Source organism: Cobetia sp. BL01 (assembly GCF_056493605.1).
Genome location: NZ_JBVBEE010000001.1, coordinates 298,435 through 323,037 on the forward strand (window position 1 = coordinate 298,435; position 24,603 = coordinate 323,037).

The following is a 24,603-nucleotide window of genomic DNA, read 5'->3' on the forward strand; positions in this document are numbered from 1 at the left end:
CTCGTCTTCACTCTCAGGTATCAAGCAGTGGCAGCTGCCAATCTATCGGCACATCGCCACGTGCCTCCAGCCAGGCATTGGCCTGTGAGAAGTGACGAGAACCGAAGAATCCGCGGTGCGCTGCGAGAGGCGACGGATGCGGAGCGTGGAGTACCAGATGCTTCTGGCGATCCGCGGCCCCCGCCTTCTTCTGGGCATGACTGCCCCAGAGCAGGAAGACGACACCCTCGCAGTGCTGGTTGATCACGTCGATGGCGCGGTCGGTGAACTGCTCCCAACCTTGCTTCTGATGCGAGGCGGCCTTGCCCTGCTCGACCGTCAGCACGCTATTGAGCAGCAACACCCCTTGCTCCGCCCAGCTTTCGAGGAAGCCGTGATCCACGGGTTCGACCCCGACATCGGCAGCCAGTTCCTTGTAGATGTTCTTCAGTGAGGGCGGCGGGCGCACGCCGGGGCGTACCGAGAAGCACAGACCATGTGCCTGGTCCGGCCCGTGATAGGGGTCCTGCCCCAGGATCACGACCTTGACGTTGCTCAGCGGGGTCAGCCAGAAGGCGCGAAACCAGTCCTGCGAGTGCGGGTAGATCACCTTGCCGGCATCTTTCTCGGCGCGCAGGAAGGCCTTGAGCCGCTGCATGTACTCGGCATGGAATTCCTGCCCGAGATGCGCCTGCCAGTCGGCAGGCAGCACCTGGGAGCTACCGGAGGTGGCAGTCTCCAACGGCATGTCAGCTGTCGCTCTCTTGCTTCTTGAGCTGCTCGGAGATCGGTTCGACGTAGGCGATTCCCATGTCCCACGGGAACTGGATCCAGCAGTTCTGCGGCACTTCGGTGATGAAATCATCGACCAGTGGACGGCCTTCCGGCTTGGCGTAGACGGTCACGAAATGGGCCTTGGGCAACATGTCGCGCACGGCACGTGCGGTGTTGCCGGTGTCGACGAGGTCATCGACCAGCAGCCAGCCGTCACCGTCATGATCGACGCCCTTGACCACTTCCAGACCACCCTGCTCCATGTGGTCGTGGTAGCTCTTGATGCACACGGTGTCGATATGGCGGATGCCCAGTTCACGGGCGATCAGGCCAGCCGGGATCAACCCACCACGGGTGATGGCGATGATGCCCTTGTAGTCACGACCGATCAGGTCATGACAGAGCGCGCGCACGTCGCGGTGCAGCTGGTCCCAGGAGACGATGAAATGGTCGTGATAGCGTTCGGAAGACATGTGGGTCACTCGCAATGACGGAACAAGAACAAAGCATGGTGGCTGGCGTGCCACCCTACAAGGGACAGATCGCGCCGGTGTGAAACGACACTGCCGGCGACGACGATATCGGACGTTGTCTGCAACGACGATGGCCCTGCCAAAAGACAGGGCCATCGTCGTTGCGCAGGCTTACTCGGCTTCGGTAAAGCTGCAGGCGGCGAAGACGCTGTGGCCTTCCTCGTGGATCTTGGCGGAACCTCCCAGCTCCGGCAGGTCGATGATCGCGGCGGTCTCCACCACGATACCGCCGGTGCGCTCGATCAGCTTGCAGGCCGCCAGCATGGTGCCACCGGTGGCGATCAGGTCATCCATCACCAGGATGCGATCGCCTTCACGGAAGGCATCGGAATGCAGTTCGACGGTGGACTCACCGTATTCCAGCGTGTAGGTCTCGCTGATGGTCTTGAACGGCAGCTTGCCCTTCTTGCGCACCGGCACGAAGCTGCAGCCCAGCTCATAGGCCAGCGGTGCACCGATGATGAAGCCGCGTGCATCGATGGCGGCGATGGCGTCGATCTCCATCTCCTGATAGCGGTGCACGAAGGAGTCGATCAGCTTGCGGAACGCGGCGGAATTCTGCAGCACCGGCGTGATGTCGCGGAAGTTGACACCTGGCTGGGGCCAATCCGGCACGGTGCGGATGACAGACTTGATGTAGTCGCTGTAGATGCTCATTAAAGGGCTCCGTCGAGGAACAGGTATTTGCAGGCAAACAGGACGGCGAGAATCACCAGCCCCGGGCTCAGATCACGATAGCGGCCAGAGAACAGCTTGATCACGGCGTAGCTGATGAAGCCCAGTGCGATCCCGTTGGCAATCGAGTAGGTCAGTGGCATCACCAGGGTGGCGATCACCACTGGCGCGGCTTCGGTAATGTCATTCCAGTCGATGCGTGCCAGGCCACCTGTCATCAGGCAGGCAACATAGAGCAGCGCACCCGCGGTGGCAAAGGCGGGGATGGAGGTGGCCAGCGGTGACAGGAACAGGCTGACGAGAAACAGTCCCGCCACGACCACCGCGGTCAGTCCTGTGCGTCCGCCTGCCGCCACACCGGTGGCAGATTCGATATAACTGGTGACATTCGAGGTCCCCATCACCGAACCGGCCATGGTCGCGCTGGAGTCTGCCATCAGGGCACGACCGAGACGCGGCAGGTGGCCACGCTCGTTGGTGAGTCCCGCCTGCTGGGATACGGCGATCAACGTGCCCGAGGTATCGAACAGATCGACGAACAGGAACGCGAAGATGATCGACACCATGCCCAGGTTGAAGGCACCGGCGATGTCGAGCTGTGCGAATGTCGGCAGCATGCTCGGCGGCATCGAGGCAAGGCCATGGAAGTCATTGTTGCCGGTCAGGGTCGCCAGCAGCGTCACCACCAGGATGCCGATCATCACGGCGCCGATCACCTTGCGGTAGGACAGCGCGACGATCAGGAAGAATGACAGCAGCGCATACAGGGCTGCCGGCGAGGACAGATCACCCAACGTGACTAGGGTGCCCGGTGCATCAACGACGATGCCGCTGCCCTGCAGCGCGATGATCGCCATGAAAAGGCCGATGCCCGCGGCGATGCCCGTCTTCAGTGAGGCCGGAATGGCGTTGATGATCCACTCCCGGATCTTGAAGGCGGAGAGCAGGAAGAAACTCACCCCGGACAGGAAGACCGCGCCCAGCGCGATCTGCCAGGGAACGCCCATCTGCCCCGCCACCGTATAGGTGAAGAAGGCCGTCAGGCCCATGCCGGGTGCCAGCGCGATCGGGTAGTTGGCGTAGAGCCCCATGATCAGGCAGCCAAGGGCAGCTGCCAGACAGGTCGCCACGAAGACGGCGCCGTGATCCATGCCGGTGGAGGCCAGCATCGAGGGGGCAACGAAGATGATATAGGCCATCGCCAGGAAGGAAGTGAATCCGGCGATGACTTCGGTACGCACATTGGTACCGTGCTCCGAGAGCTTGAAGAGACGTTCCAGCATGAGGGAAACCCTTATCCTTGAGCAGTGCCTGTCCGGCAAGCCGCAGTGGTCGATGACGTTCGGGAACAGCGGATCAACACGAACTCACTCGGACAGGTATGCTGCACAGGGGGCAACCATGGCTTCCCCCTCGTTCAGCCTGCCTGAACCACGATGCCCTGCCGGTGGCAGGGCATCGAAAGGCGCAACATGGTACCCAAAGGTCTGCAGCGAATCGAGCATTGCAGGCATATTTCCTGACCGGTCAGACGGGTTCTGGCGTCCTGCCAGCGAATTGACCCCGCAGCAAGCCTGCAAGCCTCATGCCAGCCGTGAGGCCATGACTCGCTCCACCGTCTCGACGATGGCCTGGGTCTGGGGGTCCACCTCGAGATTGACCCGATCCCCCACCGCGCGCTCACCCATCAGGGTGCGCTCAAGGGTTTCCGGTATCAGATTGACGCAGAAACGCGTGCCCTGGACCTCCCCGATGGTCAGACTGACACCGTCAAGTCCCACATAGCCCTTGTCGAACAGGAAACGCATCAGCTCAGCGGGAGCCTGGAACCAGATCCGGCGATTGTCAGCCGTGGCTTCAATGGCATCGAGGGTGACCATCGCCATGACGTGACCGGACATGGAGTGGCCACCGATTTCATCCCCGAAGCGCGCTGCCCGCTCGATGTTGACCCGACTGCCCACCTTGAGCTCGCCGAGGTTGGTCAGTCGCAGTGTCTCACGCATCAGATCGAAACTGGCCAGCTGACCCTCGAGTGCCGTCACGGTCAGGCAGCAACCGTTGTGCGCCACTGACGCCCCGGTTTCCAGCCCCTGCTCCAACCCCTGCGGCAACCGGACCTGATGGGTACGAAACTCCGGACGCTCTTCAATGGCGACCACTTCCGCCATGCCTTGCACGATACCGGTGAACATGCGCTTCCTTATCCTTGCACTGCTTCCCGCAGAGCGGGAACCCATGAATATGATGACAGGCCATGACACCCGGGCACTGATGACACCACGAGATCCGACATGCCGATGGGAAATCCTAGCATGCCGGACTCGATGCCGGCAGCCATCACGCCTCCTTCACGCCATCGAGCGAAGCGAAGATGAGCAGGCCTGCTGTCAAGGGTTGGCCTTGCGCCACGGGGCTGGCAAGGCGCCCTGCGTGTAAGACATCTCTGACAGCGAGTATCGGCAAATTGCCATATCGAACGCCAGTTCGAATAAACCGTCAACGCCAGACCAAAATCGTTGACACCCCGAGGGTGACTGATAGAATGCGCCTCAAATCTGTTTGGCGCCGATTTGTACCCGGATTGCGGGCGCCCACTTCGAGAGTCTGTCTCCCGGGGTGCAAGTTCTGCTAAAAGGGTGTGTCCAGCGTTGATGGCCACCCATCTTGGGTGGTCTTTTTTTCCTCTCTGGATCACTCTCCTCTTGCCAGGCGTGCCTTGCCCTTCTCGGCGCAGTGCACGACACACGCAGAACAGGCGGCTTGCCGCAGACCTTCGCCCGCATTCCGGTTGGTGCCTTAACCATTCGGACCCCCATGATCACACTCAAGAACGTCTCCAAGACTTACGGCAGTGGTGACAAGGCCGTGGTCGCGCTCAAGGATGCCAGTCTCACGGTTCCCCAGGGCGCCATTACCGGTGTCATCGGCCTGTCCGGTGCCGGAAAATCGACCCTGATTCGCTGCGTCAATCTGCTCGAACGCCCCACCGAGGGCAGTGTCGTGGTCGATGGTCAGGAGCTGACCGCACTCGACGACAGCGCCCTGCGTCGTGCTCGCCACCAGATCGGCATGATCTTCCAGCACTTCAACCTGCTGTCCTCGCGCACCGTCTTCGCCAACGTGGCCTTGCCGCTGGAACTGGCCGGAATCTCCAAGGCCGAGATCAGCCAGCGCGTCGAGCCACTGCTGGAACTGACCGGCCTGAGCGACAAGGCAAGCCAGTATCCTGCCCAGCTGTCCGGCGGACAGAAGCAGCGCGTCGCCATCGCTCGCGCACTCGCCAGCCGCCCCAAGGTGCTGCTGTGCGATGAAGCCACCTCGGCGCTCGACCCCCAGACCACTGTCTCCATTCTCGAGCTGCTCAAGGACATCAATGCCAAGCTGGGCCTGACCATCCTGCTGATCACCCATGAAATGGAAGTGGTCAAGAGCATCTGTGATCAGGTCGCATTGATCAGCGGCGGCGAGCTGGTGGAAGTGGCAGCGGTCGGCGATTTCTTCACCGCCCCGCAGACCCGCCTGGGCCGCGAATTCCTCAATGAATTCCTGGAACTCGAACCACCGCGCGCACTGGTCGAGCGCCTGGAGGCGACTCCCGGCCCGCACACCCATCCGGTGGTCCGTCTGGCCTTCAGTGGCGACGCCGTCTCCACGCCGCTGATCTCGCGCCTTGCGCGTGAGTGTCAGGTGGACGTCAGCATCCTGCAGGCCAAGGTGGAATCCATTCAGGACCGCACCCTGGGCCTGATGATCGCCGAACTGATGGGCGACAGCGCCCAGACCCAGCAGGCGCTGGACTATCTCGAATCCCACGACCTGAAAGTGGAGGTGCTCGGCCATGTCACCCGCACTGCTTGAACTCGTCCTGTCCTCCACCCTCGAGACCCTCTACATGGTCGCGGTGGCAGGCCTGATCTCCGCGGCACTCGGCATTCCGCTGGGCGTGGCACTCTACACCTCGCGCCCGGGCCAGATTCTCGCGCGCCCGGTACTCAACAGCGTGCTGAGCATCATCACCAACATCGGCCGCTCGGTGCCCTTCATCATCCTGATGGTGGCGATCATCCCGCTGACACGCCTGATCGCCGGCAGCTCGATCGGCACCAATGCCGCCATCGTGCCGCTGACCATCGCCTCGATCCCCTTCGTCGCCCGTCTGATCGAAGGCGCCTTGAATGAAGTCGGCCCGGGGCTGGTCGAAGCCGCTCAGGCCATGGGTGCCACGCCGATGCAGATCATCACCAAGGTCCTGCTGCCGGAAGCACGCGGCGGCATCATCAATGGTCTGACCATCACCGTGGTCACCTTGATCAGCTATTCCGCCATGGCCGGTACCGTCGGTGGCGGCGGCCTGGGGGATCTCGGCATCCGCTACGGCTACAACCGCTTCGACCCGATGGTGATGCTGGTGACCGTGGTCATCCTCGTCGTCATGGTGCAGGGCTTCCAGAGCCTGGGCGACCATCTGGTGCGCAAGTCGAACCACAAGTAAGCCTCGCTCCATGAGCGGTGACTGATCCACCAGTGGCGATCGATCTACAAATCACATGGCTTTCGGTATCGTGACGGCTCATCACAATGAGCCGTCACTCATAACATCCCGCGGACCCCGCCGGTCACGTCGGATCACAAGGAGAACATCGATGCGCAACATGCTGACCACGCTTTCTTCCCCGCTGCGCCTTGCCGGTGCTGCCACCCTGCTCGGCGCCACCCTGCTGGCAGGCTGCGGCAACGACGCGTCCGACGAGAACACCCTCAAGATGGGTACCGTCGCAGGTCCGGAAACCGAGGTGATGAAGGTCGCGGCCGAGATCGCCAAGGAAAAGTACGACCTGAACGTCGAGATCACCGAGTTCACCGACTACGTGTCTCCCAACGCCGCTCTGGCCGATGGCTCGCTGGATGCCAACGCCTACCAGCACCAGCCGTACATGGAATCCATGGTGCGTGAGCGCGGCTACAAGTTCGCCAGCGCCGGCAAGACCTTCGTGTACCCGATCGGTGCCTATTCCGAGAAGTACGAAGACATCAGCGAACTGCCGGACGGCGCGACCATCGCACTGCCGAACGACCCGTCCAACGAAGGCCGCTCCCTGATCCTGATGCACGACCTGGGCATGATCGAGCTGACCGACAAGGACAACCTCGAAGCGACCCCGATCGACGTCGCCAAGAACCCGCATGACTACCAGTTCAAGGAAATCGAGGCTGCCCAGCTGCCGCGCATCCTGCCGGACGTCGACCTGGCCTTCATCAACAACACCTTCGCTCAGCCGGCTGGCCTGAAACCGGAAGACGCGCTGATCCGTGAAGGCGCCGAGTCCCCGTACGTCAACCTGATCGTCGTGCGCCAGGGCGATGAAGACAGCGAGAAGGTGCAGAAGCTGGTCAAGGCCTACCAGACACCGGAAGTCGAAGCCAAGGCCGAAGAGCTGTTCAAGGGCGCTGCGGTACCGGGCTGGAAATAAGCCTTCGAGCGCAAGCTGACAGCCGCATGACGCAAAGCGCCGACCCTGAGGTCGGCGCTTTTGCATCTGATTGATGAATCCCCCCATCACGTCCAGATGCCGACGCGGCGCAAGAGCGCGCGCGCAGGGCGTGCTTGAAACAGGCGACCCGCGACCGCATCCCTGCGTCACCGGCATCAACCCGCCATCCACTCAGGAGCCAACATGGCCACTCGTCCCGACTACTCACTGCTGGCCCGCCAGCTGGACGCCACGCTCGACACTCGCGACTGGCTGACCAACGCCTCCCAGACGGCTGCCTTCATCAACATGACGGTGGCGGACCTCAACTGGGCAGGCTTCTATGTACAACGTCAGCCGCAGATCCTGCACCTGGGACCGTTCCAGGGTCAGCCGGCCTGCCACCCGATCCCCTTCACCAAGGGCGTGTGTGGCGCTGCCGCGACCCAGCGCACCACTCAGCGCATCGCGGATGTGCATGCCTTCCCGGGCCATATCGCCTGTGACGCCGCGTCGCGCAGCGAGCTGGTCATCCCCGTTCTCATCGAGCAGAACGGCCAGCAAGTGCTGTGGGGCGTGCTGGACCTGGATAGCCCCAGCCCCGAGCGCTTCGATGAAGAGGATCAAGCCGGCATCGAACGCCTGGTCGAGATCTTCATCGCCTCCAGCGATTTCGACAGCGTGCCCGCCTGATACGCCCATCAGGTGCCGACATCATGTCCTGCCGCCCGCCATGCCTCCTGCATGGCGGGCGGTCTGCGTTGCGGCGGGTCAGGCCTTTCTTGCATAGCCCTCACACAGCCCCTTGCAAAGCCCCTTGCACAGCCCCTGGCGAGATGACACGTTAAGAGCTCTCTGACCCGACAGGAGCAGAACATGTCATCCCAGTCAACATCACATGACGCGTCTTCCTCAGCGCCTTCCTCATCTTCATCGACCGCTCATCCTGCCCCGCATGCGCAAGGCTCTCTCCAGAATCACGATGACGCCCACGCAGGGCTCGAGCAGGTCATCGCGCATCTCGAGCGCCTCAAGGCCTTCACGGCACGTACCGGCAATGACCTGGGCGCCAAGCGCACCCTGCTGGAAGGCTACTTCGCCGCTGATGCCAGCATTCTCGACACCGGCGTGACGCCACGCCTCGAGATGCTGCCGGGAGGAAACGGCGAGCGCCTCTGTGAGGTATTGCCCGCACCAGACGGCGCACCGACACCTGCACGTCACCTGCTGTACGTGCATGGGGGTAGCTGGATCGCCGGCTCCCCCGCCGGTCATCGCCCGCTGGCCAGCCGTCTGGGCCGCGCGGCGCGCGCCGAGACCTACACGCTGGATTATCGCCTCGCCCCTGAGGCGCCCTTCCCGGCAGGCCTGGAAGACGTACTGGCCGCATGGCACTGGCTGTGCCGCGAGTTTCCGGATGACCACCTGCTGCTGGCCGGAGACAGCGCGGGCGGCAACCTCACGCTCTCGACCCTGAATGCGCTCAAGAGCGCAGGCGAGCGGCTGCCGGATGCAGTGATCGCCTTCTCGCCCGCCACCGACCTCAGCTGGGGCAGCGCCTCGCTGTCGCGCAAGGCCGAGGTGGACCCGATCCTCGACCCCAATCTGCTGCCCTTCGTGAGCATGGCCTATGTGCAGGACGGTACCGACATGAGCGATCCACGTATCTCGCCGCTGGAGGGGGATCTGTTTGACCTGCCACCGACGCTGATCCAATGCGGCGAGGCGGAAATCCTGCTCGATGACAGTCGTCGCTACGCCGCGCAGGCACAGGATTGCGGCTCACCTGTCACGCTCAGCCTGTGGCCGGACATGCCGCATGTGTTCGTCGGCTTCGCACCGCTGCTCAGCGCTGCCAACGCCGCCCTCAAGGAAGCCGGTGACTTCCTCGACACCACGCTTGCCTGACAGCACGGCCAGCGCCAGCGCTTCTCGACAGGCGTGTCTGACGCGCACACGAAAACGCCCGACTCGATGAGCCGGGCGTTTTCTGGAATCTGGTAGGACCAGGCGGATTTGAACCGCCGACCTCCACGATGTCAACGTGGCGCTCTAACCAACTGAGCTATGGTCCTGGATGAGGCTGATGGATCACTGTCACTTGAAGCTTCTGCTTGGTAGGACCAGGCGGATTTGAACCGCCGACCTCCACGATGTCAACGTGGCGCTCTAACCAACTGAGCTATGGTCCTGTATCAAGTGGCGAGATGTTGCCATCGATGCCGATGCTGGTAGGACCAGGCGGATTTGAACCGCCGACCTCCACGATGTCAACGTGGCGCTCTAACCAACTGAGCTATGGTCCTGTGTCAGCAGCTGAATGAGAGAAGCGTTTGTGGTGCGAAGCGCTTTGCCCTGTCAGCGAGGACGTATTCTACTTATCTTCCGTTTTGATGCAACCCCCTGATGATAAAAAAATTTCTCGCCTGAGTAGCATCGCGATACTCGCCGTATGCGCCTTCTTTCAGGCGTCTCACCGGGGTCACCGATCCTCCCCCGAGAACGCGCGAGGCGGTGCCAGCCCATGCCGGCACCGCCTCACTTCTTTACGCCCTCACGTCTTCACGCCCTCAGCGCCGCGCAAGCGACATCACAAGGCAACGGGGCGTCAAAACAATACCCATCGCAGTCCCGCGGCCACAGCCGCCCCCAGCAAGGGGCCGGCGATCGGCACCCAGGCATACCCCCAGTCAGAACTGCCCTTGCCCGGAATCGGCAGAAGCCAATGCGCGACACGTGGCGCAAGATCGCGCGCCGGGTTCATCGCATTGCCGGTCGGGCCACCCAGTGACAGACCGATGGCCCATACCAGCGCCCCGATGAGATACGGCAATACCCGGTCAGTGATCAGCTCGCTGTTGACCATGCTGCCGATCGCGAAGACGAGTACCACCGTCGCGATCGCCTCACTGACGACATTCGCCAATCGGGAATCGACTGCCGGATCGGTACAGAAGACCGCACGCTTGCGCAGCGGGTCACGGGTCACGGGTCACCTTCCAGTGGGGATAATACGCCGCCCACACCAGCACGGCCCCGGTGAAGCATCCCAGCATCTCCGCCAGCATCATCCTGGCCACCTCGAGCACGCTTGCATGCACGCCCAGCAGATACTTGGCGAGGGTGACCGCTGGATTGAGATCTCCGTAGGGAGAGCCTGTCGAGGTCGACACCAGCACCCCGACCATCACCGCAAAGCCCCAGCCGGCATTGATCATCAACCAGCTGGAACCGGCTCCCTTGGTCTTGCGCAGCATCGCATTGGCGACGACTCCGCCGCCCAGCAGGATCATGAGCGTGGTACCCAGAAATTCGCCCGTCATGACGTCAGTCCACATGCCAGATGACCTCCGTCACTTGTCCCCATCCACCACCCACTGCGTCTTCCAGCCCCGAGAGAGGTCGCGGCATCGCTCCCCCAGACAGGAATGTCGGCACACGGGCACAAAGACTTCGCCCCGTCGAGTGACGGGGCGAAGGAGGCGTTACATTGCCACAGCTGACGAGGTGGCTCCAGCCACTTGCGACAGAAGGGCTTACAGCAGCAGATTCCACATGCTGGCCGCGATCAATGCCCCCGCCAGCGGGCCGGCGATGGGCACCCAGGCATAACCCCACCCGGAGGCACCCTTGCCATGGATCGGCAGCAGCGAGTGCGCGATGCGAGGACCAAGATCACGCGCCGGATTGATGGCATAGCCAGTGGCGCCACCCAGCGACAGCCCGATGGCCCACACCAGCATGCCGACCAGATATGGCAGCAGGCCGGCACTGATCTTGCCGGAGCCGACGATGGCGCCGATGCCGAAGATCAGCACCACGGTGCCGATCACCTCACTGAGCATGTTGCCCAACCGGCACTCGACCGCGGGGTCAGTACAGAACACCGCACGCTTGAGGCCAGCGTCGCCGGTACGCTTCCAATGCGGCAGATAGGCCAGCCACACCATCACCGCACCGGCGAAGCAGCCCAGCATCTGGGCAATGACATGACGCGCCACATCGATGAGGGTGGCATGCACCCCGAGCAGGTACTTGGCGAGGGTCACCGCCGGATTGAGGTCCGCCTGGGGCGAGCCGGTGGAAACGGCCACGAACACGCCGATCATCACCGCAAATCCCCAGCCGGTGGTGATCACGATCCACCCGGAGCCGTTGCCCTTGGTATCCGCGAGTACCACGTTGGCGACCACACCGCCGCCGAAGAGGATCAGGAACAGGCAACCGAGAAACTCGCCCGTCATGACGTCAGTCCACATGTCAGTGACCTCCGTCGCTCTTCACCCGTTCGACGGCTTCCAGCCAACCGGCATAGAGGCGCTCACGCTGCTCTTCCGCCATCTCCGGCGCGAAGGTGCGCTCGCAGTGCCACAGCTCGCTGATCTCCTCCAGGCTTTCATACCAACCGATATGCAGGCCGGCCAGATACGCCACACCCAGCGCCGTGGTTTCCAGCACACGCGGGCGATCCACCTTCACGCCCAGCATGTCGGAGAGGAACTGCATCACCCAGTTGTTGCTGACCATGCCGCCATCCACGCGCAGATTCGCGCAATTGATGGTGACGTCATCCAGCATGCACTCCTGCAGATCTCGGGTCTGATAGCACACCGATTGCAGGCCGGCCGCGACGATGTCGGTGATGCCGGTACCTCGGGTCAGCCCCAGGATCGCGCCGCGTGCCTGCGGGTCCCAGTGTGGCGCTCCCAGGCCGGTGAAGGCCGGCACCATGTAGACGCCGTGGTCGGCGCTGGCCGCACGTGCCAGCGGCTCGGTCTCGGAGGCATCGGAGAACAGCTTCAGGCCATCACGCAGCCACTGCACGGTGGCGCCGGCCACGAAGATGCTGCCTTCCATGGCGAAGGTCGGCTTGCCGTTGAGGCGATAACCGACGGTGGTGAGCAGACGGTTCCTGGACAGCTCCATCTTCTCGCCGGTGTTCATGATCATGAAGCAGCCCGTGCCATAGGTGCTCTTGCTCATGCCCGGCGTGAAACAGGCCTGCCCGACCAGCGCCGCCTGCTGATCGCCTGCCACGCCACGGATCGGCATTGCCGCCCCGAACAGCTGCGGATCGGTGGTGCCGAAATCATCACTGGAATCCAGCACTTCCGGCAGCAGGCATTCCGGGATGCCGAACAGCGCCAGCAGCTCGCTGTCCCAGCACTGATCAACGATGTTGAACAGGCAGGTGCGCGAGGCATTGGTGGCATCGGTCACGTGACGGGCCCCACCGGTCAGCTTCCAGATCAGATAGCTGTCGACGGTTCCGAAGGCCAGTTCGCCCTTCTCGGCGCGCGCACGCACGCCTTCGACGTTCTCGAGAATCCAGCGCAGCTTGGTCGCGGAGAAGTACGGGTCGATCAGCAGGCCGGTCTTGCGCTGAATCATCTCGCCATGGCCGGCATCGGAAAGCTCACGGCAGTACTCGTGGGTCCGGCGGTCCTGCCAGACGATGGCGTTGTAGACCGGCACGCCGGTCTTGCGGTCCCAGACGATCGTGGTCTCACGCTGGTTGGTGATCCCGATGGCCGCGACCTGCTCAGCGCCGATATTGGTATTGATCAGCGCCTGATGCACGGTGCGCTTCACCGATCCCCATATATCATCGACGTGATGCTCGACCCAGCCGCTGTTCGGAAAGTGTTGCGCAAATTCTTCTTGTGCCAGTCCGGTCACCGCGCCTTCACGATCGAAGAGGATGGCGCGCGAGCTGGTGGTTCCCTGGTCAATGGACAGAATGTGGTTGGTCATCGTCAATATCTCCCGGTAGTCCGTTACAAGATGGCCCGCCCATGCAACGTTCAGCGGGCCATTTGAATGATCATGTTTCCGCTGGGAATCAGCTAGCGGTGCGTGCCGACATGCGAGCGCTCTCGAAGATCGTCAATGACAACAGGACGACCGCCATCACGCACGAGCCAATCAACAACATGAAACCACCATCCCATCCATAGGCATCTACCGTATAGCCTACCAAGGCACTGGCAGCGACAGAGCCGCCCAGGTAACCGAACAGGCCGGTGAAGCCAGCCGCGGTCCCTGCCGCCTTCTTGGGTACCAGCTCAAGCGCCTGCAGACCGATCAGCATGACCGGGCCATAGATCAGGAAGCCGATGGCGACCAGACACAGCATGTCGATTCCCGGATTACCGGCAGGATTCAACCAATAGACAGTGGTGAAGACGGCGACCAGCGCCATGAAACACACCCCTGTCGCACCGCGGTTGCCCCGGAACAGCTTGTCGGACAACCAACCACACAGCAGCGTGCCGGGGATACCGGCCCACTCATACAGGAAATACGCCCAGGAGGACTTGTCGACGCTGAAGCTCTTGGCTTCCTGCAGGTAGGTCGGCGCCCAGTCGAGGACCCCGTAACGCAGCAGATACACGAAGACATTCGCCAGCGCGATGTACCAGAGCATGCGATTCTTGAACACGTACTTGACCAGGATCTCCCGCGTGGAGAATTCCTGTTCGTGGCTTTCATCGTATCCCGGCGGGTAGTCATTCTTGTGCTTCTCGATGGGAGGCAAGCCACAGCTCTGCGGCGTGTCTCGCATGGTCAGCAGGGCGAAGATCGCCACGAAGACGGCCAGCGCGGCAGGCACATAGAACGCGGACTGCCAGTCGTTGAACCAGGCCATGCCAAGAATGAACAGCGGACCGACAAGACCGCCGCCGACGTTATGGGCCACGTTCCACACCGAGACGATCTGGCCACGCTCACTCTGTGACCACCAGTGCACCATGGTGCGACCGCAGGGCGGCCATCCCATGCCCTGCACCCACCCATTGAGGAACAGCAGCACGAACATGATGCCGATGCTGGAGGTTGCCCAGTCAGTGAAACCGAAAAGGAACATGATGCCGGCAGACATCAGAAGACCGGCAGGAAGGAAGTAACGCGGGTTGGAGCGGTCAGAGACAGCCCCCATCACGAACTTGGAGATGCCATAGGCGATCGACACGCCGGCAAAGGCCAGACCAAGATCACCACGGGAATAGCCCTGCTCCACCAGGGAAGGCATGGCCAGGGAGAAGTTCTTGCGTACCAGATAGTAGCCGGCATAGCCTAGAAAGATACCGAGAAAGATCTGCCATCTCAGTCGCTTATAGGTGTCGTCTACCTTGGCGTCGTGAAGCGGTGTGGCGTGCACCGCGGATTTGAATAAACCGTACATTCTGCTGCTCGCTCCTGATTTTACGACACCGACCTCTACACGGGCATAGCGACGCCTTGACAGACGCGCTTGGTGTTCGAATGCGAAAGTACAGGCTTCACATCGGTGTCACAATGCGAAAAGCACCGATATTCGCTAGACCTTTGTCTACACGAGCATGACAATCCTTGCTATTCAGTAAGTTATGCATGATTTCGTATAACTTCAACGGCTTGCGCCCACCAGGTCAATCAGTGCAACCACTGGCGTCACCGCGAGCATGTATCAAAAAGAACATCAAACGAACATTCTGGATGGCACACTGCCCCGCCTCACCATCACGGGGCACCTGGTCGAGCAGCAACCGCACGCAGGATCACGTTGCCTGCGCGACGGTTCAGAGCAGACGTCTTTTCACCGGACATGAGCAAGAGGACAGGATGATGCAGTCCAAGCGCCACCGCGCCATCGTCGAACTGATCACGCGTCAGGGCTATGCCTCCATCGAGCAGCTGGCGAGTCACTTCAAGGTCACGCCGCAGACCATTCGCCGTGACCTCAACCAGCTCTCGGAAGCCGGTGCCCTAAAGCGTGTCCATGGGGGGGCGGGACTTGAATCCAGCACGGTGAACACTGCCTACAGCACGCGCAAGACCCTGAACCTGGAAGCCAAGCGACGCATCGCTCGCACCCTGGCCAACGAGATACCGGATCACGCCTCGCTGTTCATCAACATCGGCACCAGCAATGAGATGGTCGCCGAGGCGCTGTGTGATCATCACGGACTGGAAGTCATCACCAACAACCTCAACGTGGCAGCCATTCTCCAGCACAAGGAGGATTTCAATGTCATCGTCGCCGGTGGCATGGTGCGCTCCCGCGATGGCGGCATCATCGGCGAGGCGACCATCGACTTCATCAATCAGTTCAAGGTGGATTACGGCATCATCGGCATCAGCGGCATCGATGAAGATGGCTCGCTGCTGGAGTTCGACTATCAGGAAGTGCGTGTCGCCCAGGCGATCATCCACAACTCGCGCCAGGTATTCCTGATCGCGGATCACTCCAAGTTCCAGCGCAATGCCGTGGTGCGTCAGGGCAACCTGAGCCAGCTGGATGCGCTGTTCACGGATATCCAGCCTCCGGAAAACATTCTGAGACTGATGCACCAGCATGAAGTGGCCTTGCATGTTGCGGTATCCGACGAGGCCGGGAACGCCTGATCCACGGCGCAGAGCGCCCAGCCACGCGGAACACCTGTCGTCTCGCCATCCCCTTCCTCATCGTTGAGTCATTTCCCACGTCAAGCTGTGCGTCATGCCGTGGCGTGGGTTGCCGCTGTTCTTCTCTTCTTCTCTTCTTCTCTTCTTCTCTTCTTCTCTTTTTCTCTTTTTCTCTTCTTCTAGCCTGCTCCTCCTCGGCTCTCTTCTCATCCTCCTGCTCAGCAAGCTCCCCTTGCATCGGGCATCTCGCCTTGCGGTGCGCCGGCAGGCTGCAGAAAAGCCCATCGGCCAGTACCTCGAGCGCATGGGCGAAGAGGCAGATCTTCATCCGACTGTCATATCCCGCATCGACACTGTGAAAAATGTTCAGGCAGGACAACAGGTTGAACATGGTGCAATGCCGGGTCGCTTGTTCGAGCCCATTATGCGCACTTTCGAAAATCGAGATGCCACAAGAATCACCTTGATGTTCGACTTTCACTAAGCTATGTTCACTTTCGAAACTTATCACGCGCACCGAACCGGTGCCGCCCCATCTCGATCTCCCCGGTAGCGCCGGGCACGTGCAGGAGCAGCCCATGTCCCGCGACAACGACGCACTTATCGACCTCTTCATCATCGGCGGTGGCATCAATGGTGCCGGTATCGCCAATGACGCCAGCGGGCGCGGCCTGAGCGTGGCACTGTGCGAGCAGAATGATCTGGCCAGCGCCACCTCTTCCGCCAGCAGCAAGCTGATCCACGGCGGCCTGCGCTACCTGGAACACTACGAGTTCCGGCTGGTACGTGAAGCCCTGCAGGAGCGTGAAGTGCTGCTCAAGAAGGCACCGCACATCATCTGGCCCCTGCGCTTCATCCTGCCGCACCAGCCACATCTGCGTCCGGCCTGGATGATCCGCGCCGGCCTGTTCCTGTATGACCACATCGGCAAGCGCGAGACCCTGCCAGCCTCCAAGGGGCTCAAGTTCGGTGAGCAGAGCCCCTTGGTCAGCGAGATCACCCAGGGCTTCGAATATTCCGACTGCTGGGTGGATGATGCGCGTCTGGTCATCACCAACGCGCTTCAGGCTCAGGAGCAAGGCGCGGAGATCATGACGCGCACTCGCTGCGTCGGGGCACGCGACGTGAACGGGCATTGGGAGCTGACGCTGGAGAACATCGACAGCGGTGAGACCTTCACCCGCCACGCCCGCACATTGGTGAATGCCGCCGGACCCTGGGTGGAGTCCTTCATCAAGGGTGCCACCGAGCGCACGCCGCGCTACGGCATCCGCATGATCCAGGGCAGCCACCTGATCGTGCCGCGCCTCAATACCGATGATCGCGCCTTCATCCTGCAGAACAAGGACAAGCGCATCGTCTTCGTGCTGCCCTATCAGGAAGACTTCAGCCTGGTCGGCACCACGGACGTGCGCTACAAGGGCGACCCCTCCGAGGTAGCCTGCTCCAGCGATGAAACCGACTACATGCTCGAGGTGGTCAACCATCACTTCAAGCGCAAGCTGAGCCGCGATGACGTCATCTCCTCCTTCTCCGGCGTACGCCCGCTGTGTGATGACGAGTCAGCCGACCCGTCAGCGATGACCCGCGACTACACCTTGCACCTGGATGACAGCGGCGCGCCGATGCTGTCCATCTTCGGTGGCAAGATCACCACCTATCGCAAGCTGGCCGAATCCGCGCTGGAAGATCTGAAGCCACTGCTGCCCAACATGGGTGAGCCGTGGACCCACGAGAAGGCCTTGCCGGGGGGAGACATCGAGAGCCGCGCGGCCTTCACTCGCCAGCTGGTCCGCGACTTCCCGTTCCTGGGAGAGGCTCGCGCCAGACGCCTGGCTTCCAGCTATGGCAGCCTGTGCCTGCACTTCCTCGAGGGCAAGAAGAGCGAAGCCGAGCTTGGCGAAGACTTCGGTGCCGGCCTGAGCGCCGCCGAGATCGATTACCTGGTCGAGCGTGAGTGGGCACATGAGGTACAGGATGTGGTGTGGCGGCGTACCAAGCTGACCCTGCGCCTGAGCGATGAGCAGAAGACCCGTATCGGCGAGTACCTCAAGGAACGCCTGATGGCGCACGCCGCCTGACGCATCGCTGATTCATCTGCTCGCGACATCAGAAAGCCCGCCCTCCTGACTGGAGGGCGGGCTTTCTGTCGTTTACTCGCAGACTCTTGCGTGCTGTCTCTTGCCTGCTGACGCTTGCTGTCAGCCTTGCGGGGGCACGCTTACTGGATGCCGCCCTCGGTCAGCTTGGCCGGGTCCAGCAGGCGCTCCAGCGTCTCACGGTCGAGATCCGTCTCCTCCTCGGCCACCTCGAGGATCGGCCGGCCGGCCTGATAGGCCACCTTGGCGATACGCGCGGCCTCGTTGTAACCGATCACCGGATTGAGTGCCGTGACCAGAATCGGGTTCCTGGCCAGCGGCGCTTCGATGTTGTCCTGCCGCACCGTGAAGGTGGCAATGGCCTTGTCCGCCAGCAGGCGGCTGACATTGGCGCTCAGCGTGATCGAGGACAGCAGATTGTTGGCGATCAACGGCAGCATGACATTGAGCTGGAAGTTGCCGCTCTGACCGGCGATGCCGATGGTGGCATCGTTGCCCATCACCTGGGCAGCCACCTGGGCGGCGGCTTCCGGAATCACTGGATTGACCTTGCCCGGCATGATGGAGCTGCCCGGCTGCAAGGCCTCAAGCTCGATCTCGCCCAGCCCGGCCAGCGGCCCGGAGTTCATCCAGCGCAGGTCATTGCTGATCTTCATCATCGCCACGGCGTAGGTCCGCAGGTGACCGGAAAGTTCGACCGCGGAATCCTGACAAGACAGCGCCGCGAAGAAGCTGTCGGCCGGACGGAAGGCGTGCCCGGTCTGAAGCGATAGGCGCTTGGCCATGCGTTCGGCAAACTCGGGATGCGCGTTGATGCCACTGCCGACGGCCGTGCCGCCCTGGGCGAGACGCTCGAGACGCGGCAGCGACTCCTCGATGCGCTCGATGGCCTGTGCCACCTGGGATTGCCATGCCCCCAGCTCCTGACTCAGACGAATCGGCATCGCGTCCATCAGGTGGGTGCGGCCGGTCTTGACGACATCATCGACCTCCGCCGCCTTGCTCGCGATCACATCGTGCAGATGACGCAGTGCAGGCAGCAAGGTATCGGTGACGGCAATGACCGCCGACAGGTGAATCGCCGTCGGGATGACATCGTTGCTGGACTGCCCCATGTTGACGTGGTCATTGGCGCCGACCTTGAGGTCGCTGTTCTCGCTTTCCAGCTGGGCATTGGCCAGATGCGTCAGCACTTCATTGACGTTCATGTTGGTCGAGGTGCCGGAACCGGTCTGGAAGACATCGACCGGGAACTGATCCGCATGCTCGCCATCGATGATCTGGCGCGCCGCCTTGACGATGGCACCGGCACGCGCCTCATCCAGCAACTCGAGGTCGAGATTGACCTCTGCCGCGGCAAGCTTGATGCGCGCCACCGCCTGGATGAACGGTGCCGGCAAAGGCTGGCCGCTGACCGGGAAGTTGTCCACCGCACGCTGGGTCTGCGCCCCGTAGAGTGCACTGACCGGCACCTCGAGTTCGCCCATGCTGTCCTGTTCGCGACGGGTCTGGCTGCTCATGCAATGACTCCCTGTGATGACACCAGGCAGCGGCTCGTGTGACTGGCGCTGCCGGTAGGCGTGAATGGATTGCCCCCATGATCACGTGGGGCCTTGGGGGAATCCAATCAAGCCACTTGATGGTAGTGATTATCAATAACAATCATCAGATTTCCGCGTTGCCCTTCACGACCCGCCACTACCCTGCTGATGACAACGTGATTCTGGCATGCCAAGCGCTGTGACGAGCTCGTGGGGGTCGGTTACACTGTGCGGCGATTCGGTGGTCCGCCGCGCCCTGCCTGCGCCGGTGCGCGGCGGCATCGCTCACGACATCCTCTTCCATTCTCTGTCGACGGAATCTCCTGGCACCCGATGTCCACTTCTCTGCTGCTGATGCCCGCCATGTCTGCGACTCGCCTGCTCACTCCCGGTCTTGTCATTCGCGAGGGGGAATCGGCATGAACTGGCTATCGCACAATCCCTACTTCACCTATCTGCACCGCCAGCGCCTGCATATCCTGCGGGTCACCGTCGCCCTGACGCTCTGTTTCAGCATCATCGAGCTGTTCGATCTGCCGCACAGCTCCTGGGCACTGGTCAGCACCGTGATGGTGATGGGCAATCTGCCCCACGTCGGCGGCGTGCTCGACAAGGGCTCGCAGCGCCTGCTCGGCACGCTGCTGGGGGGACTCTGGGGCCTGATCCTGATACTGGTCGCGGACCCGCTGCCCGGCGTGGTGCCCATCTGGAGCATGGTCGGCATCGCGCTGGCGCTCAATGCCACCTTCAGCAATCGCTATGGCTACAGCTCGCTGCTGTTCTGCGTCACCCTGCTGATGGTGGTGGGCGATGGCAATCATGATCTCGGTATCGCCCTGTGGCGCGTCTTCAACGTGGTACTGGGCACCTTGATCAGTATCGTGGTCAGCCTGGTCCTGCTGCCCCAGAAGGCGACGGATGTCTTCCGCTTCCTGCTGGCCGACAACCTCGACAAGCTGGCGCGGCTTTACCACAACCACACCAATGCAGAGCGTTCCAGCATCGAGGAAACGCTCAATCTGGTGCGCGCCACCTCCGCCCAGCTGGTCAAGCAGCGTGGACTGGTGGATGCCGTGGTGCGTGAGGGCCGGATCCAGCGCGGTGATATCGAGGAGATCCTGTCGTTCGAGCGGCGCATGATCTCGACCATCGAGCTGCTGCAGGAAACCCACTGGAACACGCGAGAAGGTCATGAGTTCATCGAAGGACTCGAGGGCCTGCGCGATGCCCAGCACCGACTGGCTCGTGCCCTCGGCACGCTGGCCTTCCAGGTGCGTACCGGCCAGCACATCGAGCTAACGGTCACACCGTTCGACCTGCAGCGCTACGCCGAGGTACGCAATGTCGAGAGCCGCAAAGGACGTGCCCTGTTCAGCCCGGCGGGCTATCTGTGGCTGAATCGTGAACTCGCGCGCCTGACGGAAGCCCTCGGGGAGCGGCTGTCCCTGCTGGAACGTCTGCCCAGCGAGCGCCTGCAACGGCGCCTGCCGGGCCATGGCCTGATCAGTGATGCCCGCCGGATCTTCCTGCCGGAGGACCCGACCCCGGGCGAGACAGCCGTCCCCAAGGACTCTGACAGCGACGGCACGCCCCCGACACCCGAGGCGAAGTCACCTGACACCCGGGATGACGCCCATTCCCGCTCGCCCGCCGCCGCACCCGGTGACACGCCCGGTGACACGCCAAGGAAAGACGCATGAGCACAGCGCATGACATCACTGCCACCAGTGACCACGATGTCCTGATCGTGGGCGGCGGTGCGGCCGGCCTGACCCTTGCGCTCAGCCTGGCCAATCAGCCGTCATCCGCGTCGCGCTCGCGCCGCGTGACGCTGCTGCGTCCGGCGCGGGAGGCCCAGGGCGCCAGCCGCTGGGCTCAGGGCGGCATCGCGGCGGTACTGGCCCCGGAGGATGACGTGGAATCGCATGTCGCCGATACGCTGATCGCGGGGGACGGCCTGTGCAACGAGCGAGCGGTGCGCTTTACCGTCGGACATTCCCGCGAGGCCATCGAGTGGTTGATCGGGCTTGGCGTCCCCTTCACGCCAGCCGAAGCCGATGCCAGCTACCCCTATCACCTCACCCGGGAAGGCGGCCACGGCCGGCGACGCATCATTCATGCGGCCGACGCCACGGGGCGGGCGCTGCTGGATACGCTCAGTCAGCATGTCGAGTCACATCCTGCCATCGAGGTGCTCGATGACCTGCTCGCCGTGGACATCGAGGTGAAGGGGGCTCAGGTCGCGGGACTGCGGGTCATCGATGGCACCGGCCAGCAACGCTTGCTGACGGTGCGCGATCTGGTATTGGCCACGGGAGGTGCCAGCGGCCTGTTTGCGCATGCCACCAGCCCCAGCGCCAGCGTCGGGGATGGCATGGCGATGGCCGTGCGTGCCGGTGCCAGCCTGATGAATCTGGAGTTCCAGCAGTTTCACCCCACCTGTCTGTACGACCCGGCCGGAACACCGTTCCTGATCTCGGAAGCCGTGCGCGGCGAAGGTGGCCTGTTGAAGCGCCCCGATGGCCATCGCTTCATGCTGGATCACGACCCTCGCCTGGAGCTGGCACCACGCGACGTGGTGGCGCGCGCCATCCTCGCCGAGATGCGCGCTCACGGGCTGGATCACGTCAATCTCGATATCAGTGCACTGGGATCCGCGGCCATCCATCATCACTTCCCGACCATCCTGGCGCATTGCCGGGAGCGTGGCATCGACATCACCCGAGCCCCGATTCCCGTGGTACCGGCAGCACATTACAGCTGCGGCGGAATCGCCACCGAATTGAATGGCGCGAGTGATCTGGCAGGACTGTGGGCCATCGGCGAAGTGGCCTGTACAGGGCTTCACGGGGCCAATCGCATGGCCAGCAACTCATTGCTGGAATGCCTGGTGCAGGCGCGCGCCTGCGGCGAGGCGCTCACCGAGGGCGAATCGGCGCCCGACACCTGGCCAGTGGCGCAGGCGCTCACAACGAGCATGCTGCCTGAACGAGGACAGCTGCCTCCCCGTCAGCAGGCACTATTGACTCAGCTGAAAGACAGACATGCGCTCTGGCAGCACGTGATGTGCCTGGAGAATCGCGAAGCGGATGAGCGGCTCACGGCGTTGCGGCGCCTGATGAGCCTGCAGGCGGGCATCGAGCGTAGCCAGCAGGGACTGGAAGCGGCACTGGATCAGATGGCGGCCTGGCTGGCCTGTGAGCCCCCTCATTCGTCAGAGCGCGCTCATTCCTCTGAACTCTCCCGGCAAGGCAGGCACTCAGGGGCCAGCGCAGGTGTCACTCACCTGGCCCTGTATCAGGCGCTGACTCTGGCGCCGCTGTTGTTGATCAGCGCTCACCAACGTCATGAATCACGTGGGCTCCACTTCGTGCGCGATTACCCCATGCCGGCACCGCGTGCACGTGACAGCGTGATTCACCTCAGATGATCATTGGCGGCGATCAGTCGCGATACGGGCCATCAGCGGCTCGATGGCAGGCGGCTGTCGTGGCATGTCGTGGGCGAGAGGTGGCCACAGCAGCCACAGTCGCAGCCGATGCAGCTGTGCTGGAGGTGCGCTGTCTGGCCATAGCCACAGAGTACGTGAGCGCTCACCGAGGCACGTGAGGCGCAGGCCCACCAGTCGCGGCGAACACCACAGGCGCGTGACGCCGACACGCTGCCAGCCACCGGAGTTCGCGTCCGCCCACCACCAGCAAAGGCGCATCTCGGGGTGCCGCCTGCGCGTCTCGTCGAGTGATGCCGGTGAGCGAGGGCTTTCCTCTTCGGCTTCGTCGTGCGCCAGTTCGCCCTCCTCACCTCCCTCACCTGTCTCCGTCTCTGTTTCTGTTTCTGGCATGGCGGCCAGCCCCGAGCGCTCCGCCCTTTCCCCCACGGGCTCCGCCCCGAGCGCCAGCCACCATACCTCCCGATGCCGGTCTCGGCGATGCCACCACCACCAGGCTTCCACCCCCTGCAAGACCCCGCCTGTGGTCAGCATGGCCATGACGGCCGAATGGATGTTCAAAGGCGGCATCATGCCCCAGAAAGCACAATGCTCCGCCTCGAAAGGCAGAGCATCATGGGTGCGGCAGGCCCACCAGGCATCCAGGCCGGAAGGTCCTGCCAGGCGAGCGAACAGCCACGTCATCAGCACGAGGCTGCACGCCAGGAGTATCAGGCGCAGAATCGCCTGAGCATGCAGGGCCTGTTCAGAGGCCCTTGAACTGATCGCGTTCGCCATGTTCTGCATTGGCGATCACCATGTCGATCAGGCGCTGATAGTCCTCATTGCCACACGGATCCCGCTTCATCAGCCACACGAAGAGATCCTGATCCTCTTCCGCGAGCAGTTCCACGTAGAGGGCCTTGTCCTGCTCACTCAACGCATCGAAGCGCTGCTCGAGAAAAGGCAACAGCAGCAGATCGAGTTCCCACATGCCGCGGCGGGAGTGCCAGTGAAGGCGCTTGCGAATCATCTCATCCATTGCCCGAACCTCAGTCGTCACATCAATGCCGGCAGTATACCCGAGGGGGAGTCTGGCAGCATCCGTTGACCCTTTGCCACGACAGGAATTGGCAATCCATGTCGTGATGGGCAATGATGTTCGTAGTGCGTTGTTTTCTCAGGATTTGCCCATTATGCTGAGGAGATAACAATCACAAGGATGCGGGGGTCCGTCAGACGACAAGAGGTCATCTGACAGCCGCATCACGATCACCCTTCCCGCAAGGGTGCAGGCATGGAGAGATCCGATGACCAAGTCCGAGCTGATCGAACAGATAGCCATGCGACAGCCTGAGTTGTCGCTCAAGGATGTAGAAGCCGCCGTTCGCATCATCCTCGATGATGTCACTGATGCGCTGGCCCACGGGGGGCGCGTGGAGATTCGCGGGTTCGGTAGCTTCTCGCTGCACTACCGTGAGCCGCGTCTGGGACGCAACCCGAAGACCGGAGAGCCCGTCCAGCTGGACGGCAAGTTCGTCCCGCACTTCAAACCGGGCAAGGAACTGCGCGAACAGGTCGATGCCAGCCGCGCGCTCGGCTACTGAGCCCACAAGGCATCGGCCTGGCCTCAGGCCGCACGGCTGACGTCGAGACTCACGGCTTGCCCGGTGATACACTCGCCAGGCGATGATTCACGACTGCATTTCATGA

General features: G+C 62.4%; 24 protein-coding genes and 3 tRNA genes. 11 read left to right on the forward strand and 16 right to left on the reverse strand.

The window, feature by feature from the left end:
• Nucleotides 1–13: 13 nt before the first annotated feature.
• From ung to ACZYGA_RS01240, 5 genes are all read right to left on the reverse strand, one after another.
• Nucleotides 14–727: a uracil-DNA glycosylase gene (ung, locus tag ACZYGA_RS01220; RefSeq protein ID WP_479398302.1), complete on the reverse strand. Its 714-nt coding sequence runs from the start codon at nt 725–727 to the stop codon at nt 14–16.
• A 1-nt stretch (nt 728) separates the two neighbouring features.
• Complete coding sequence (gene gpt / locus ACZYGA_RS01225; protein ID WP_077374580.1) at nt 729–1,226, reverse strand: xanthine phosphoribosyltransferase; 498 nt, start codon at nt 1,224–1,226, stop codon at nt 729–731.
• Nucleotides 1,227–1,397: 171 nt separating this feature from the next.
• Nucleotides 1,398–1,943, reverse strand: coding sequence for an adenine phosphoribosyltransferase (locus ACZYGA_RS01230; protein WP_404625176.1), 546 nt, complete (start codon nt 1,941–1,943; stop codon nt 1,398–1,400).
• A complete protein-coding gene (locus tag ACZYGA_RS01235; RefSeq protein ID WP_084208142.1) occupies nt 1,943–3,244 on the reverse strand; it encodes an NCS2 family permease in 1,302 nt (433 codons plus the stop codon). Before ACZYGA_RS01235 ends, ACZYGA_RS01230 begins: the two co-directional genes overlap by 1 nt.
• A gap of 300 nt (nt 3,245–3,544) precedes the next feature.
• On the reverse strand, nt 3,545–4,156 hold the full coding sequence (locus ACZYGA_RS01240; RefSeq protein ID WP_136938677.1) for a riboflavin synthase subunit alpha: 612 nt from the start codon (nt 4,154–4,156) through the stop codon (nt 3,545–3,547).
• 622 nt (nt 4,157–4,778) lie between these two features.
• On the opposite strand from ACZYGA_RS01240, the gene ACZYGA_RS01245 reads away from it, so the two are divergent.
• From ACZYGA_RS01245 to ACZYGA_RS01265, 5 genes are all read left to right on the forward strand, one after another.
• A complete protein-coding gene (locus ACZYGA_RS01245; protein WP_404625174.1) occupies nt 4,779–5,822 on the forward strand; it encodes a methionine ABC transporter ATP-binding protein in 1,044 nt (347 codons plus the stop codon).
• Nucleotides 5,803–6,456: a methionine ABC transporter permease gene (locus tag ACZYGA_RS01250; protein WP_077374591.1), complete on the forward strand. Its 654-nt coding sequence runs from the start codon at nt 5,803–5,805 to the stop codon at nt 6,454–6,456. Before ACZYGA_RS01245 ends, ACZYGA_RS01250 begins: the two co-directional genes overlap by 20 nt.
• 160 nt (nt 6,457–6,616) lie before the next feature.
• A complete protein-coding gene (locus ACZYGA_RS01255) occupies nt 6,617–7,435 on the forward strand; it encodes a MetQ/NlpA family ABC transporter substrate-binding protein (RefSeq protein WP_077375588.1) in 819 nt (272 codons plus the stop codon).
• 204 nt (nt 7,436–7,639) lie between these two features.
• The gene (locus tag ACZYGA_RS01260; RefSeq protein ID WP_077374593.1) at nt 7,640–8,128 is read left to right on the forward strand and encodes a GAF domain-containing protein; all 489 of its coding nucleotides are present in this window, start codon (nt 7,640–7,642) and stop codon (nt 8,126–8,128) included.
• Nucleotides 8,129–8,311: 183 nt separating this feature from the next.
• Nucleotides 8,312–9,343: an alpha/beta hydrolase gene (locus ACZYGA_RS01265; RefSeq protein WP_404625171.1), complete on the forward strand. Its 1,032-nt coding sequence runs from the start codon at nt 8,312–8,314 to the stop codon at nt 9,341–9,343.
• A 90-nt stretch (nt 9,344–9,433) separates the two neighbouring features.
• On the opposite strand, the gene ACZYGA_RS01270 is transcribed toward ACZYGA_RS01265, so the two are convergent.
• The 8 genes from ACZYGA_RS01270 to glpT form a co-directional block, all read right to left on the reverse strand.
• Nucleotides 9,434–9,510, reverse strand: a tRNA-Val gene (locus ACZYGA_RS01270).
• A gap of 40 nt (nt 9,511–9,550) precedes the next feature.
• Nucleotides 9,551–9,627: transfer RNA gene (locus ACZYGA_RS01275), tRNA-Val, on the reverse strand.
• A 37-nt stretch (nt 9,628–9,664) separates the two neighbouring features.
• Nucleotides 9,665–9,741: transfer RNA gene (locus ACZYGA_RS01280), tRNA-Val, on the reverse strand.
• Nucleotides 9,742–10,043: 302 nt separating this feature from the next.
• Nucleotides 10,044–10,424 carry an MIP/aquaporin family protein gene (locus tag ACZYGA_RS01285; RefSeq protein ID WP_404625170.1) on the reverse strand — a complete coding sequence of 127 codons (381 nt, stop codon included), beginning with the start codon at nt 10,422–10,424 and terminating at the stop codon, nt 10,044–10,046.
• The gene (locus ACZYGA_RS01290) at nt 10,414–10,773 is read right to left on the reverse strand and encodes an aquaporin (protein WP_404625169.1); all 360 of its coding nucleotides are present in this window, start codon (nt 10,771–10,773) and stop codon (nt 10,414–10,416) included. The genes ACZYGA_RS01285 and ACZYGA_RS01290 overlap by 11 nt, the downstream gene beginning before the upstream one ends.
• 198 nt (nt 10,774–10,971) lie before the next feature.
• Entirely contained in the window at nt 10,972–11,694 is a 723-nt protein-coding gene (locus ACZYGA_RS01295) for an MIP/aquaporin family protein (RefSeq protein WP_077374599.1), read from the reverse strand.
• Nucleotide 11,695: 1 nt separating this feature from the next.
• Nucleotides 11,696–13,189 (reverse strand): glycerol kinase GlpK, encoded by a 1,494-nt coding sequence (gene glpK, locus ACZYGA_RS01300; protein ID WP_077374601.1) that lies wholly within the window; start codon nt 13,187–13,189, stop codon nt 11,696–11,698.
• Nucleotides 13,190–13,277: 88 nt separating this feature from the next.
• Entirely contained in the window at nt 13,278–14,621 is a 1,344-nt protein-coding gene (gene glpT / locus ACZYGA_RS01305; RefSeq protein WP_077374603.1) for a glycerol-3-phosphate transporter, read from the reverse strand.
• Nucleotides 14,622–15,040: 419 nt separating this feature from the next.
• On the opposite strand from glpT, the gene ACZYGA_RS01310 reads away from it, so the two are divergent.
• From ACZYGA_RS01310 to glpD, 3 genes are all read left to right on the forward strand, one after another.
• Nucleotides 15,041–15,823, forward strand: coding sequence for a DeoR/GlpR family transcriptional regulator (locus ACZYGA_RS01310; RefSeq protein ID WP_084208138.1), 783 nt, complete (start codon nt 15,041–15,043; stop codon nt 15,821–15,823).
• Between the two features lie 94 nt (nt 15,824–15,917).
• Nucleotides 15,918–16,307, forward strand: a complete 390-nt coding sequence (locus ACZYGA_RS01315; RefSeq protein ID WP_479398304.1) for a hypothetical protein — start codon at nt 15,918–15,920, stop codon at nt 16,305–16,307.
• A 94-nt stretch (nt 16,308–16,401) separates the two neighbouring features.
• On the forward strand, nt 16,402–17,904 hold the full coding sequence (glpD, locus tag ACZYGA_RS01320; RefSeq protein WP_404625164.1) for a glycerol-3-phosphate dehydrogenase: 1,503 nt from the start codon (nt 16,402–16,404) through the stop codon (nt 17,902–17,904).
• Between the two features lie 140 nt (nt 17,905–18,044).
• Here glpD and ACZYGA_RS01325 read toward each other — a convergent pair whose 3' ends face one another.
• Nucleotides 18,045–19,442 (reverse strand): class II fumarate hydratase, encoded by a 1,398-nt coding sequence (locus tag ACZYGA_RS01325; RefSeq protein WP_136938682.1) that lies wholly within the window; start codon nt 19,440–19,442, stop codon nt 18,045–18,047.
• Nucleotides 19,443–19,882: 440 nt separating this feature from the next.
• Here ACZYGA_RS01325 and ACZYGA_RS01330 point away from each other — a divergent pair, with 440 nt between their 5' ends.
• Together ACZYGA_RS01330 and nadB are read left to right on the forward strand one after the other, a co-directional pair.
• A complete protein-coding gene (locus tag ACZYGA_RS01330; RefSeq protein ID WP_404625162.1) occupies nt 19,883–21,163 on the forward strand; it encodes an FUSC family protein in 1,281 nt (426 codons plus the stop codon).
• Complete coding sequence (nadB, locus tag ACZYGA_RS01335; RefSeq protein WP_404625160.1) at nt 21,160–22,893, forward strand: L-aspartate oxidase; 1,734 nt, start codon at nt 21,160–21,162, stop codon at nt 22,891–22,893. The genes ACZYGA_RS01330 and nadB overlap by 4 nt, the downstream gene beginning before the upstream one ends.
• Here the strand turns inward: nadB and ACZYGA_RS01340 are convergent, their stop codons facing one another.
• On the reverse strand, nt 22,894–23,601 hold the full coding sequence (locus ACZYGA_RS01340) for a hypothetical protein (RefSeq protein WP_404625158.1): 708 nt from the start codon (nt 23,599–23,601) through the stop codon (nt 22,894–22,896). It abuts the gene before it with no gap.
• A gap of 55 nt (nt 23,602–23,656) precedes the next feature.
• On the reverse strand, nt 23,657–23,932 hold the full coding sequence (locus tag ACZYGA_RS01345) for an FAD assembly factor SdhE (RefSeq protein ID WP_077374619.1): 276 nt from the start codon (nt 23,930–23,932) through the stop codon (nt 23,657–23,659).
• 268 nt (nt 23,933–24,200) lie between these two features.
• On the opposite strand from ACZYGA_RS01345, the gene ACZYGA_RS01350 reads away from it, so the two are divergent.
• On the forward strand, nt 24,201–24,497 hold the full coding sequence (locus ACZYGA_RS01350; protein WP_077374621.1) for an integration host factor subunit beta: 297 nt from the start codon (nt 24,201–24,203) through the stop codon (nt 24,495–24,497).
• Nucleotides 24,498–24,603: the final 106 nt, after the last annotated feature.

Excerpts from the sequence above, each read along its gene's own strand:
- ung (WP_479398302.1), bottom strand. The coding sequence starts at position 727 with ATGCCGTTGGAGACTGCCACCTCCGGTAGCTCCCAGGTGCTGCCTGCC.
- gpt (WP_077374580.1), bottom strand. The coding sequence starts at position 1,226 with ATGTCTTCCGAACGCTATCACGACCATTTCATCGTCTCCTGGGACCAG.
- ACZYGA_RS01230 (WP_404625176.1), bottom strand. The coding sequence starts at position 1,943 with ATGAGCATCTACAGCGACTACATCAAGTCTGTCATCCGCACCGTGCCG.
- ACZYGA_RS01235 (WP_084208142.1), bottom strand. The coding sequence starts at position 3,244 with ATGCTGGAACGTCTCTTCAAGCTCTCGGAGCACGGTACCAATGTGCGT.
- ACZYGA_RS01240 (WP_136938677.1), bottom strand. The coding sequence starts at position 4,156 with ATGTTCACCGGTATCGTGCAAGGCATGGCGGAAGTGGTCGCCATTGAA.
- ACZYGA_RS01245 (WP_404625174.1), top strand. The coding sequence starts at position 4,779 with ATGATCACACTCAAGAACGTCTCCAAGACTTACGGCAGTGGTGACAAG.
- ACZYGA_RS01250 (WP_077374591.1), top strand. The coding sequence starts at position 5,803 with ATGTCACCCGCACTGCTTGAACTCGTCCTGTCCTCCACCCTCGAGACC.
- ACZYGA_RS01255 (WP_077375588.1), top strand. The coding sequence starts at position 6,617 with ATGCTGACCACGCTTTCTTCCCCGCTGCGCCTTGCCGGTGCTGCCACC.
- ACZYGA_RS01260 (WP_077374593.1), top strand. The coding sequence starts at position 7,640 with ATGGCCACTCGTCCCGACTACTCACTGCTGGCCCGCCAGCTGGACGCC.
- ACZYGA_RS01265 (WP_404625171.1), top strand. The coding sequence starts at position 8,312 with ATGTCATCCCAGTCAACATCACATGACGCGTCTTCCTCAGCGCCTTCC.
- ACZYGA_RS01290 (WP_404625169.1), bottom strand. The coding sequence starts at position 10,773 with ATGTGGACTGACGTCATGACGGGCGAATTTCTGGGTACCACGCTCATG.
- ACZYGA_RS01295 (WP_077374599.1), bottom strand. The coding sequence starts at position 11,694 with ATGTGGACTGACGTCATGACGGGCGAGTTTCTCGGTTGCCTGTTCCTG.
- glpK (WP_077374601.1), bottom strand. The coding sequence starts at position 13,189 with ATGACCAACCACATTCTGTCCATTGACCAGGGAACCACCAGCTCGCGC.
- glpT (WP_077374603.1), bottom strand. The coding sequence starts at position 14,621 with ATGTACGGTTTATTCAAATCCGCGGTGCACGCCACACCGCTTCACGAC.
- ACZYGA_RS01310 (WP_084208138.1), top strand. The coding sequence starts at position 15,041 with ATGATGCAGTCCAAGCGCCACCGCGCCATCGTCGAACTGATCACGCGT.
- ACZYGA_RS01315 (WP_479398304.1), top strand. The coding sequence starts at position 15,918 with ATGCCGTGGCGTGGGTTGCCGCTGTTCTTCTCTTCTTCTCTTCTTCTC.
- glpD (WP_404625164.1), top strand. The coding sequence starts at position 16,402 with ATGTCCCGCGACAACGACGCACTTATCGACCTCTTCATCATCGGCGGT.
- ACZYGA_RS01325 (WP_136938682.1), bottom strand. The coding sequence starts at position 19,442 with ATGAGCAGCCAGACCCGTCGCGAACAGGACAGCATGGGCGAACTCGAG.
- ACZYGA_RS01330 (WP_404625162.1), top strand. The coding sequence starts at position 19,883 with ATGAACTGGCTATCGCACAATCCCTACTTCACCTATCTGCACCGCCAG.
- nadB (WP_404625160.1), top strand. The coding sequence starts at position 21,160 with ATGAGCACAGCGCATGACATCACTGCCACCAGTGACCACGATGTCCTG.
- ACZYGA_RS01345 (WP_077374619.1), bottom strand. The coding sequence starts at position 23,932 with ATGGATGAGATGATTCGCAAGCGCCTTCACTGGCACTCCCGCCGCGGC.
- ACZYGA_RS01350 (WP_077374621.1), top strand. The coding sequence starts at position 24,201 with ATGACCAAGTCCGAGCTGATCGAACAGATAGCCATGCGACAGCCTGAG.